This is a genomic window from Paenibacillus sp. FSL R7-277 (assembly GCF_000517965.1).
GTDB lineage: Bacteria > Bacillota > Bacilli > Paenibacillales > Paenibacillaceae > Paenibacillus_AQ > Paenibacillus_AQ silagei.
Genome location: NZ_ASPX01000115.1, coordinates 154,024 through 165,492 on the forward strand (window position 1 = coordinate 154,024; position 11,469 = coordinate 165,492).

The 11,469-nt window shown below is 54.1% G+C and carries 9 protein-coding genes; 4 read left to right on the forward strand and 5 right to left on the reverse strand.

Annotated elements, in window-relative coordinates; all coding sequences use genetic code 11:
* Positions 1-4: 4 nt before the first annotated feature.
* Genes C173_RS28625 through C173_RS28635 form a run of 3 tightly spaced genes read left to right on the forward strand, consistent with a single transcriptional unit; the run spans position 5 to position 3,341 of the window.
* Positions 5-1,126, forward strand: coding sequence for a hypothetical protein (locus C173_RS28625; RefSeq protein ID WP_036731648.1), 1,122 nt, complete (start codon positions 5-7; stop codon positions 1,124-1,126).
* Positions 1,126-2,319, forward strand: a complete 1,194-nt coding sequence (locus C173_RS28630) for a radical SAM protein (RefSeq protein WP_036731650.1) — start codon at positions 1,126-1,128, stop codon at positions 2,317-2,319. The genes C173_RS28625 and C173_RS28630 overlap by 1 nt, the downstream gene beginning before the upstream one ends.
* Entirely contained in the window at positions 2,316-3,341 is a 1,026-nt protein-coding gene (locus C173_RS28635) for a Gfo/Idh/MocA family protein (RefSeq protein ID WP_036731651.1), read from the forward strand. Before C173_RS28630 ends, C173_RS28635 begins: the two co-directional genes overlap by 4 nt.
* A 146-nt stretch (positions 3,342-3,487) precedes the next feature.
* Here the strand turns inward: C173_RS28635 and C173_RS28640 are convergent, their stop codons facing one another.
* On the reverse strand, positions 3,488-4,276 hold the full coding sequence (locus tag C173_RS28640; RefSeq protein ID WP_036731653.1) for a nucleotidyltransferase domain-containing protein: 789 nt from the start codon (positions 4,274-4,276) through the stop codon (positions 3,488-3,490).
* Between the two features lie 83 nt (positions 4,277-4,359).
* Positions 4,360-5,706: an MFS transporter gene (locus C173_RS28645; RefSeq protein ID WP_051478568.1), complete on the reverse strand. Its 1,347-nt coding sequence runs from the start codon at positions 5,704-5,706 to the stop codon at positions 4,360-4,362.
* Positions 5,707-5,881: 175 nt separating this feature from the next.
* Here C173_RS28645 and C173_RS28650 point away from each other — a divergent pair, with 175 nt between their 5' ends.
* Positions 5,882-7,090 carry a helix-turn-helix domain-containing protein gene (locus C173_RS28650; protein WP_036731655.1) on the forward strand — a complete coding sequence of 403 codons (1,209 nt, stop codon included), beginning with the start codon at positions 5,882-5,884 and terminating at the stop codon, positions 7,088-7,090.
* A gap of 677 nt (positions 7,091-7,767) precedes the next feature.
* Here the strand turns inward: C173_RS28650 and C173_RS28655 are convergent.
* The 3 genes from C173_RS28655 to C173_RS28665 form a co-directional block, all read right to left on the reverse strand.
* On the reverse strand, positions 7,768-9,522 hold the full coding sequence (locus C173_RS28655; protein ID WP_036731657.1) for an ABC transporter substrate-binding protein: 1,755 nt from the start codon (positions 9,520-9,522) through the stop codon (positions 7,768-7,770).
* Positions 9,523-9,598: 76 nt separating this feature from the next.
* On the reverse strand, positions 9,599-10,498 hold the full coding sequence (locus tag C173_RS28660; RefSeq protein ID WP_051478569.1) for a carbohydrate ABC transporter permease: 900 nt from the start codon (positions 10,496-10,498) through the stop codon (positions 9,599-9,601).
* Positions 10,499-10,510: 12 nt separating this feature from the next.
* A complete protein-coding gene (locus C173_RS28665) occupies positions 10,511-11,467 on the reverse strand; it encodes an ABC transporter permease (RefSeq protein WP_036731659.1) in 957 nt (318 codons plus the stop codon).
* Positions 11,468-11,469 lie beyond the last annotated feature (2 nt).

An 11,469-nucleotide genomic window follows, 5' to 3' on the forward strand; every position in this document is an offset into this window, starting at 1 on the left:
TCCAATGAATAACACCGTGACGATTCTATGCTCGGGCTTTGGCCTTGGTTTCTATGTTCCTGGTCTGCTGCTGGAACGCAAGTTAACCGGGCTGGGCCTTCAGGCGGAGGTTGAGGTGTTTGAGGCCTTAATGCCTGAGCGCAAAAAGGAACAGACAGACAACAGCCGCAGGGCGTACCAGCAGAGCTTCGCCGTAGCCCTGACTTCTCAGAAAATACCGTCCGATATAAGAAGCAGCCTTGATCCCGCAGCCGTTGAGCATTTGCTGCAGCAATGGAAGCAGGAGGAACGGCAGCACTTCATCGTCTTGTCCGGGCATTGGGTGCATGTTATGGACCAGTACCGTGAGCTGGCGGGGGTAAGCGTGTATGCTGACCTGCTGTATATTGACGCTGACCTGTCGCCATCGTGGAAGAATCTGCGCAAGCTGAATCCGGCTTACGCAGAAGGCTACCATGAAGTAAGTATGTATGATCCCGGGAAGCAGGAGATTCTGTGCAGCATCGATGCCGGATCTGGGGAAGCACTGCCTGCTGCGGCGAGGAACGGGCGGCTGGTCGTTCATGGGGGCGGCTGGGGAATCGGCACCTTCCGCGAGAAATTTGACGCGCTGGAGTCGGCGGGGTACGAGCTGGATATTGCCGCTTACAGCATTGAGGAGATCGGCGGGCCTGTCCGCGGCAGACGTTATTATATGAATGATCCGCAGTGGCGGACCTGGACGAAGGACGACAGCGGGCAGTATACCTTCCCGCCGTTTGCAGAGGTAACCGGTAACCGGACAGAGCGTTTCCCGCCCTGCCAGAGCTACGGGGAGGGGATGTACGGAGTCATCCGGCAGGCGTCCGCAGTCATCAGCAAGCCGGGCGGCGGCGCTTTGATAGATTCCCTGGCTTCGGGCACACCGCTGGTGCTGCTCGACCCCTTCGGCCCGCATGAGAAGATCAACAGTGATTTGTGGGTCGGGCTTGGTTACGGTATTACTTACGGGGAGTGGGCCGAGTCAGGATATGATGATGATGTACTTCGCAAGCTGGCGAATAATCTCAGAGCTGCCAGAGGTCAATACCCGGACTATGCGGCAAGCTATGCTGAACAATTATCCACAGCAGGAGGGAGAAGCTAATGCAGCCAACCAGCAGAGTGAGTCTGGACGAGCAGTCCTTCGAGGCATTGAAACGTACGATCAAGAATGTGGTGGTCCCGCACAGGGAACGCAAGCATGATCCCGGCTTCAAGACAGTGATGCCGGAGATTATGTCCCTCAAGCTGACCAACCGCTGCAATCTCCGCTGCAAGCATTGCTACCAGTGGAATGAATCCGGCTACCATCATGATATGGATACCGCAGAGCAGAACCTGGATATGGATCTGGGAATGATCCAGAGGCTGCTGGAGGAGACGGATGAAGCGCAGTCCCGCCTGTATTTATGGGGAGGCGAGCCGTTGTTTCACCGGCAGGCCAAGGAGATTCTGGACCTTCTTAAGGAGCATCCCCGCGATACTACGATCTGTACCAATGCCTATATGATCCCTAAGTTTGAGGAGGAACTGTGTGCAATCTCGGACAATCTGGAGCTGCTGATCCCGATCGAGGGGTTCCAGGAGGAGCATGATTTCCTGCGCGGCAAGAATTCGTTCCAGAAGGTCATCGACGCCGTTGACCGTTTGCTGGAGCTGCGCGAGCAGGGCCGCTTCCGCGGCCGGATCTCGGTGCACAACGTGATTAATGACAATATGATCGGCCGGTTGTACGAGCTGGTGGAATTTTTTGAACAAAAAGGCGTCGATCTGGTCCTGCTCTGCTTCCCATGGTATATCTCGGAAGACACCAGTTTTGCGATGGACCGCTTCTACGATGAACACTTCCAGTGGCTGGCCGAGCTTCCGCCGGATCACCGGAGCAGCTGGCATGCGTTCAAATACCATATCAAGCCGGAGAATATCAGCAGACTGACGGAAGACCTGCGCCGGATTAACAGCAATACCTGGAATAATACCCGAATCCGTTATCAGCCGGGGCTGGACTTTGATGAGATTGAGGATTTCGTGGCCGGGAAGCCGATGGCATCCCGCAGTACCTCCAAATGTCTGGCACTCAGCACCCGGGTGGATATTGCCCCGAACGGGATGGTGAGTGCCTGTAAATTTTTTGGCGAGCTGGCGATTGGCAATGTGAATGAATACTCGCTCACCGAAATATGGAATTCAGCGCGCTACGACCGGCTGCGGCGGATTCTGGACGAAGGCCTGTCCCCGGGCTGTTCCAAATGTAATGTGCTGTACCTCAACACCTATGCTGCGCTGGCTCAGATATGAGCAGTGTGGTAGAGGAGCCAAGCTATAAGCTCGGCATTCTGGGCGCCTCGAGTATTGCGGTTCCAGCGATGCTGGAGCCGGCACGGATAGTGGACAAGGTGAAGATCACGGCGATTGCCAACCGTACCTTGGCGAAAGCGGAGGCCATGGCCGAGGCGTACCAAATTCCCTATGTGGCGGCTAGTCTGGACGAGTTGCTGGAGCTGGACGATCTGGATGGAGTATATATTGCGCTCAGCAATGAGTTACATGCGCAGTGGGCGATCCGGGCCTTGAATGCGGGCAAGCATGTATTGGTGGAAAAGCCGATCTGTCTCCATCCTGAAGAAGCGGAGCAGTTAAGGCTGGCGAAGGAGAACCCTGCAGCCCCGAAGCTCACCGAGGGGCTGATGATTGCCTGTCACCCCTGGCAGCAGGCGCTGAAGGGCATCGTCGATTCGGGCGAATTCGGCGCGCTGCGCAGGATCAGCACCCGAATCTCCGTTCCTGCCAAGAACAGGCATGCCGGCAATTACCGGAGTGTCAGGGGGAAGGGCGGAGGCGCTTTTGCCGATCTGGGCTGCTATTGGCTGCAATTCGTGCAGACCCTTGCTGGTCTACAGCCGGAGGAGATCCTGGCACAGTCGGCCTTTGACGGGCCGGATGGCTGCGATTGGACCTTTCAGGCGGCGTTGCAATACAAGAACGGGCTGCGGGCCGAGTGCCTCACTTCCTTTGAGCTGCCCTTCCGGGCCTCGCATACCCTGTATTTCGACCATACCGTGCTGACGGTCCCCGATTTCTTCCGGCCGATCAAGGGGTTCTATAAGCTCAAAATCCGGCATGATCTGCCGGACAATCGTACCACCCTATGCGAATTCGAACCGCTGAACTATTATGTGGGCCAGCTGGAGGCTTTTGCAGCGATCATGAGCGGGCAGCAGGCCGAGGGCCTGAGTGCTACCTGGGAACGGGTGCAGCTGCAAGCCCGGATCATGGCTGAGGCGCAGCGGCGCCGGGTCTCTGAGGTGCTTCCACTATAGCGATTGTGCTAGCAGAGTGAGACCATTGACAGCAGCTAATTCCAGCAACAGCAAACAGCGACTCCCTTTGTGGGGGCCGCTGTTTGCTGTTTCACTAGTCCGCTGGAGGTTCCAGTAAGTATGCCAAATATGAATGTCTGTCTACACTAGCGATCCTGTAAGGAAGGAGGCTGCTCCATCCAGGCACGCTCGTTGTTCAGCACATAGATCCCGAGTGCCTGCTCGAAGGACAAGCCATGATTATAGAAAGTCAGCATCTTCGCGGCGAAGCGCACACTCTTATGTGCACTGGGCGATTGAAGCAGCTCTGTTGCCAGTGTACGGAAATTCTTCGGCTGGGCTTCCGCAGCATCGACAGCATCCAGCAGCCCTTTGTGGCTTGGAAAAAGCAGCCGGTTATACGCCAGAATCATCCGTCCGCTGAAAAACACCAGTTGGCCCGCCGTATGAGCGAGCAGGTAGGCGTCATTTTTTTGGCCCGCTTCCTTGGCGAAATACAGCCCGTACAGGTAGATCTGGGCACAGAATTCCCGCAAATTACGCTCGCGGTTCTCCTCGGGATAGACGGGAATCCGGGCCACGAGCTCATCCAGCTCCGGGATTCTGGAGAATAGCACCTCTGCACCGGTAAAAGCATACCTCGTCGGCTCATTGCCGCGCCGGGCGGCAAGCTCCAGAAACCGGCGGTTGATCACCTTGATATCGGCATATCCGCCTTCATAGGTGCTGACTTCCCGGTCCACGTAGGAGAGCCTGCCGTTCTGCTCATATTCCGCATAGGCTTCATCGGTGAAGACCAGATGAACATCCACATCCGAGGTCTCGCTGGCGGTTCCCTTGGCTACAGATCCGCTGGTGATTGCCGCCAGACAAGCAGGGTCTTGCTCCAGCTTCTCCGCCAGCTTCTCCAGCGTCTGCCTGTGGTGCGCGTACATATAACGTTCCGCCTCCTTGATTAGATTCTGCTGCGTTAAGCGTATCAATTGGACAGCTTGCCAGCTATGGTCAATTCAGACATTCAGCCCCCCGCCTGCTCTGTCTTCCCCTGAGCGGCCTGTTGATCAGCGGCACCGCTGCGGACGAGGCCTCTCCGTCCGGCCAGCGTGACCGCCAGAATAGCTGCACCGGAGACGAGCAGAATGAACGAGCCGGGAATCCGGTCGAGGAGGAATCCATAGAGCAGCATTCCGAGCGGAGCGATGGAACCGGCGATGCCCTCCACCAGCCCGAATACGCGTCCACGATACTCTTCCCCGGTGGTCTGCTGCAGATAGACCTGAATCGGAATATTAATGACCATAATCATGACGCCGATAAGGACCAGCAGCGGCAGGAAGAGAAGGAAGGTGGCCTTCGGGGTGAAATGCAGCAGCAGTGGAACCGCCAGTGCGAGGAATAACACTCCCAGCGCGCTTAAGCCTCCGAGGATCGGCTTCACCGGACTCTTGCTCTGGGGAAGTATAGCAAGCAGCAGCGACATCAGCAGTACGCCTGCCGCCAGCATCGCTTCGAGGACTCCATATTGCTTCGAGGAGAGTCCGAGTGTCTGTACTGCAACGTAGGGCAGCACAACATTCAGGGCGACGACGAAGAAATTAATCCAGAACACAATCCCCATCAGGGAGCGGAGGACCGGACGGCGGATCACATAAGCGAAGCCTTCCTTCAGATTCGTGCGTACCCCGTTAACAGCAGTGCCCAGACGTTCGCGGAGCGGCTGGGGGCCAGCGGCTTCGGCAGGTTCAAGGGCAGCATGAAGCCGTGGAATCGGCTTGTATCTCAGCATGCAGCCCATCACGGTCGAAACGGTGAAGCCTGCCGCGTTCAGCAGCATGAAATCCTGAAGGGGAAGGAAGGCATACAGAAGACCGGCGAGAATCGGAGCCAGCAGGTGGCCAGCCGATCCGGCAATCTGATTCAGTGATCCGGCCCGCTGGACGGAGCCGCTGTCTACAAGCATCATCATCGAGGAGGAGACTGAGATACTATAGAAGGTAGAGCAGATAGATAATAGAATGAGCGACAGATAGATAGTCCATAGGGACATTCCCTCCAGCGAGACGAATAGAAAGGCCAGGGTCATAATCAAGGCACTGGCCAGGTCCGAGCCGATCAGCAGCCTGCGGCGGTTAACTCTGTCGGCGAGCACACCGGCGAAGGGGGACAGCAATATACCGGGCAGCAGCCCGCACAGCAGTGTAACGGCGAAGCTGCTCCCTGACCCAGTCTCATTCAGAATGAACAGACCAGCTACGAAGGTGTACATACTGGAGCCGAGAACAGAGACCAGCTTGCTGCTGAAGAAGAGAAATATGTTACGGTTAGTCGCTGCCTTATCATGGGCTGCGGATGTTATTTGAGACATAATAGCACTCCCTTTGATCGAAAAGTTAAGTTTAATTAAACTTATTGTATGAGTAAAAGTTGAAGAATACAACAAAAAGTTTAATATAATTTAACTTTAGCGTATTTCCAGCTTTCTCTTAGGGTATAGGTAAGCTATACTGAAAAGAAAAGCTACCTGGAAAGTTGGCAAGCAGATGACCACCAAACAAACCATCGGAGAGAAAGTCAAGCAATTGCGCAAGGCTAAGGGGCTTACGCAGACGGACCTTGCCGGAGACCATATGACCAAGAGCATGCTGAGTCAAATTGAGAATGGACGCGCCTTGCCCTCGATGAACAGCTTGCAGGTTCTGGCCGGCAGGCTGGGAGTTGATCCGGGCTACTTCCTCGAAGGCGAGGAGGAGGCGGAGCTTGCTCCGCTTGTCCGGGAGATGGAGGCTGAGTTCAAGGCGAAGAATTACAGGGAGGTCATCCAGCGGCTTCAGCCGCTCACGGAGCGTACGCTTCCGATGACGATTGATGCTGCGCGTCTGCTGGAGTTCTATGTAAGTTCCCTTTTCTATACGGGAGCCGGAGGCGGGGAAGCGGAGCTGGAGCGGGCAGCACTGATCTATGAACGCTTCGGCTTATTCGTGGAACGGGCGAAGGTGCAGTATATTTCCTATGCCCTGAATTTCGCACAGAACAGATACGCGGACGGGCTGGAGCTGATCCGGCGGGTCCGCAAGGAGTATGAGGATAACAAGGTGGGAAATGATTTTATCTTTGAAATCGATCTTCATTATGCCGAGAGTATTAGTCTGTCTGCCCTGGGGGATTATGCGGGAAGCCGTGAAGCTGCATTGGCGGCACTGCAGGTTTCACGGGAAGAGGGAATCTACTATATGACGGATCATCTGTACCGGGTGCTCGGTATCCTGGCGCTGACCGAAGGAGAGACCTTGGCGGCAGAGCAGGCCATGAAAAAGGCCAGAGCATTCGCAGAATTCACCGAATCTGAGGATTCACTGAAGCTGGTGGTGATCGGAGAGATCAGACTTGCGGTAGCTAAGGGAGAGTACAGCAAGGTTCTTGCGCTGGCGGAGCGGTATCCGCAGGAGGATGAACATTACGCATCCAGCGTCCAGCTCATGTCCGGCATCGCAAGGTATCATCTCGGCCAGGACGATGAAGCGCTGATCAGCCTGTCCAAAGCCGAGCCGGGTGATCAGGTCTACCACCCGCTTGACCGCGCCAACCTGCTGACAGCTTATGCTTACCGCGCACAGATCTGTATGCGCCGGGGCATGAAGGAGGAAGCACTGCGGCTGTCCCAATTTGCCTACGATCAGGTGAAGGAATACCCGCCTTCCATATACACCGAAATGATTAACAAAACTTACCACGAGCTGCATAGCTATTAGACCATCAGAATTAAACAAGTGATTTATTCCATAAGTGCAGTAAGGAGTGAAGCTATGTTTATAGCGAAAAAACAGGGATAAGTGTATTCTGTGCAACTAAAAACTGTGAAACGGTTGGACATCCTCTTCTAATTGTAGTCTGTACAACTACATTTGCCCGGATGGGCGAAAATCCAGATATAAGGGCATTTTAATTGTACGAACTACATCTAAACGGAGATTTGGCGGCACATCGGACGATTTAGTTGTACGAATTACAATTAAGACTTCCCCTTGTACCTGATTCGGGGTGAGGTAACCCCTCAGCAAGCCGTTAGTTAAAGTAATTCTCACACGTTTAGATCCGATGAGCCACTAACCATCCTTATTACAGCAAACAACACCCGTGCTATTTCCCGCACGGGTGTTCTTCTGCAATGAAATATAGGTTGAACTACAAACTTTAGAAAATAGGAGGGAGCAACGGAGGAGATTTTGGAACTGTAGGAGCGTAGCGTTCGCCTGAAAGCTTTCCGCAGGAAAGCTAGCTTCGGAAGCATCAGCAGTTTCCGGATTTCTACCGCAACCAGCGGTCTTAATCAGCAAATCTGGAAACAACAGCGGCCGGAAGTTCAAAATCTCCGCAGTGGCGACTACTCCTTTGATCTGTGCATTTTAGCTCAAGTTATATGAATTGTTTATTTGCTGGTCCACAGCTCCACACGGTCCTGCACATACTTGGTATAGCCAGCTTCCATTTTCTTAACGCCGGCTTTTTCCAGATCGGCCATGTAATCATCCCAGATTTTATCGAATTCCGCCGGTTTGGCCAGAATGGCCTGCGGGATGCGCTTCCAGGTAATATCCTTCATTTTATTGCCCAGAATGGAGACTTCGTCCTCACCGGGAATCGAAATGTTCCAGGCTGCGCCGTAGGCTTTCTCCTTGAATTCCTCTTCTTTCGGGAACAGGTCCTTCCAGGTCGTAGCTTTGTAAGCCGCCAGTGTCTCCTTCTCTACATCGCTATAGCCAAGCACGAGCTGCTCAGGGAAGTTCTTGGTGTAGTAGTTGCCGGTGGAATCCTTGGCCCCGTCGCCGTAGTGGACCATCATATTCCAGTAGAAGCCAATGCCCGTTTCCTTCGTGAAGGCGGTGTTGTCATTGTTGATGCGGTCCTGGACTTCTTGCGGAACTACGCGTTTGCCGTTCTCCACTTTATAGTGCTTGCCTTCAATACCCCAATTGTTCAGGATCTGTCCTTCATCGGAGGCCAGGTAATCCAGGAACTTGATCGTCCGCACCGGGTCGGGGTTAGTGGTGGAGATAGAGATGCCGTAGCCGCCCATGAAGCCGGTAGGCCAGAAGCTGGTTTCCTTGTATTCTTCAGTTAAGGTGACCGGATAATGTCCGTAAGTCTGATCGAATTTGCCGGCGGCTTTGAGCGCCTGCTGTGCGTCATTGTAGTCCCAGTCCTGGTCAATTAGGCCAAGCACGCGTCCAGTCGCTACTTTGGCTTTGTACTGGTCGTATTTTTGCACGAAGCTCTCCTTGTCAAGCAGGCCGATATCGTTCATGTGGTTCAGCCAGCGGAAATACTCCTTCTCTTCCGGGCGGCGGAAGTGGTAGATCGCTTCATGCGTCTCCTGATCGATGTAATATTCTCCGTCATCGGAGCCGCCGGTTGTAGCTACCGCAGGGTTGGTAACGGAAATGTACATATGCCAGTCATCCGCGTTGAGGGAGACGCCGATGTTTTTGTTGCCGTTCTCATCCGTAGGGTGCTTCTCCAGATAGGCTTTGATTACGTTCTCATAATCCTTCACCGTGCGGATCTCAGGATACCCGGCTTCCTTCAATACCCGGTGCTGCAGCTCGAAGCCTCCGCCCGCTACGAATTTCTTCTCATCCACTGCTGCCCAAGTTGGGATAGCGTAGATCGACTGGTCTTCATTCGTGTACTTGGCCCGGGCCAGATTATCGCCAAGCACGCGCTTAATGTTAGGGGCATGCTTATCGATTAGATCAGTCAGATCAAGGACCGCGCCGGCATCCACCAGCTTACCAATGTCGCCTTTAGCCGAGATAATGTCGGGATAATCCCCGCCCGCTGCAATGAGGGCAATCTTCTGCTGCGGATCACCGACAGCGAATTCGGCATCGAGGGTGACGCCGGTCTTTTGCGTAATGACAGTGCTGACCTCATCCTTCATATTGTTCCAGTTCGGATTAGGGTCTTCAGCGAAGAAGGATAGTGTCAGGGGACTTAGGTCCTCAGCCGCCGCCGTAGCCTCAGCTGTTGCCGTGGCATTGCCGCTGTTCGTAGCCTTGGCCCCGGTATTCTCAGCCGTATTCTTGTTGCCGTTATTATTGCCTCCGCCGCAGCCTGCCAGCACACTAAGCAGCAAGGTCAGCACCATCAGCGCCACAACCGGTTTCGCCGTCTTTCTTGTCATGAATAGAAACCCTCCCTTTGTCTGGTAGAAACATATTGTATTCACAGGCCTCAGCCTGAAGATACCGCTTAAGCGATTAGCTTTTGACCGAACCCAGCGTCATGCCTTTGACGAAATAGCGCTGCAGGAACGGATAGACAATCAGAATGGGAACGGTGACGACAATGGTGATTGCCATTTTGACCGATTCCGGGGAGATCTGGGCCATGACCTCTGTCATATTGCGTCCGCGGAAATTATCCGCGTTGGTCGTGGTGCTCTGAATGACCTTCATCAGCTCGAATTGTAGCGTGGTCAGCGAGTCCTTCGAGCCGTTATACAGATAGGTGTCAATCCACGCATTCCACTGGCCGACGGCCAGGAACAGGGCGATGGTTGCCAAGGCTGGCTTGGTCAGAGGCAGAATAACACGCCAGTAGATGGTGAAGTCATTGGCTCCGTCCAGCTTGGCAGATTCCTGAAGAGCGTACGGTAGCCCGTCGATGAAAGAGCGGATCACGAACACATTGAAGGCGCTCACCAGACCGGGCAGAACATACACGCCGAAGGTGCCCATCATATGCAGATCTTTAATCAGAATGTAAAAGGGGATCAGGCCTCCCGATACATACATCGTCAGCGCCAGGAAGGTAGAGACGAACTTGCGGGCCTGGAAGTCCACCCGGCTTAAGGTGAACGCCAGCATGGAGGCACTGACCAGTCCGAGCAGGGTCCCGATAATCGTGCGCAGTACCGAAATTTTGAAGCCGGTAATCAGGCCGGAGAAGGCGAAGATCGTCTCATAATTCTTGAAGGTGAACACCCGGGGATAGATCGTAATCCCGCCCTTGATGCTGTCCGTCGAGTCATTGAAGGAGATCGCCAGTACATTCAGAAAAGGGTACAGCGTAGCAACGGTAACCACCGTAATCGCGAGATAGACAACCAAATCGAAGATGCGGTCCGACCAGGATGCCGCAGCCAGTTTTTTAATCATGAGCAGGGCCTCCTATATGATGCTTTCCTTGGTTATTTTTTTGAAGATGCCGTTGGCTGTAAAGAGCAGAATTACACTCACCACAGAATTGAAAATATTAATCGCCGTCCCGAAGGAGAACCGTCCCATCCCCAGCCCGTAATTCAGAGCATACAGGTCGAGAGTCTGCGAGTAGTCACGCACCAGATTGTTGCCGAGCAGGAACTGCTTCTCGAACCCGATGCTGATCAGATGGCCGATGGACATGATTAGCAGGATCACGATGGTACCCCGGATGCCCGGAAAAGTAATATGACGCACCTGCTGGAGCCGGCTGGCTCCGTCCACCCTGGCTGCTTCGTACAGCTCCGGCCCGATGCCCGAGATGGCGGCCAGATAGATAATGGTGTTCCAGCCCGTCTCCTTCCAGACATCCGAGGCGGTGACAATGCCCCAGAACAGATTGCCTTTGGCCATGAACTGGATCGGTTCACTGATGATATGAAGGCCCATCAGCAGGTCATTGACGGCACCGTTGTCCGTGGAGAGCATCTTGGTAATGATCCCGGCGGCAACCACCCAGGACACAAAGTGAGGCAGATACGACACCGTCTGAACAAAGCGCTTCAGCACCTGCAGCCGTACCTCATTCAGCAGAATGGCGAAGATAATCGGAATGATAAAGCCTGCCAGCAGTCCCATAATACTCATGGCCAGCGTATTGCGCAGGGCGTTGAAGAATTGCTCATCCTGGAACAGCTCCCGGAAGTACTGGAGGCCGACCCATTTTTGCTCGAAAAAGGATTTGCCCGGCTTATACTTCTGGAAGGCCATCATCCACCCCCATAACGGAAGATAGCTGAAGACAAAGGCCCAGAGGACAAAAGGAACAGCCATCATATAGAGGTATTTCTGCTGCCGGAATTTCCCCCAGAAGCTTGCAGCAGATTTCTTCGGCTCCGGCTTCATCGTGGTGGTAATCGCTTTCATTT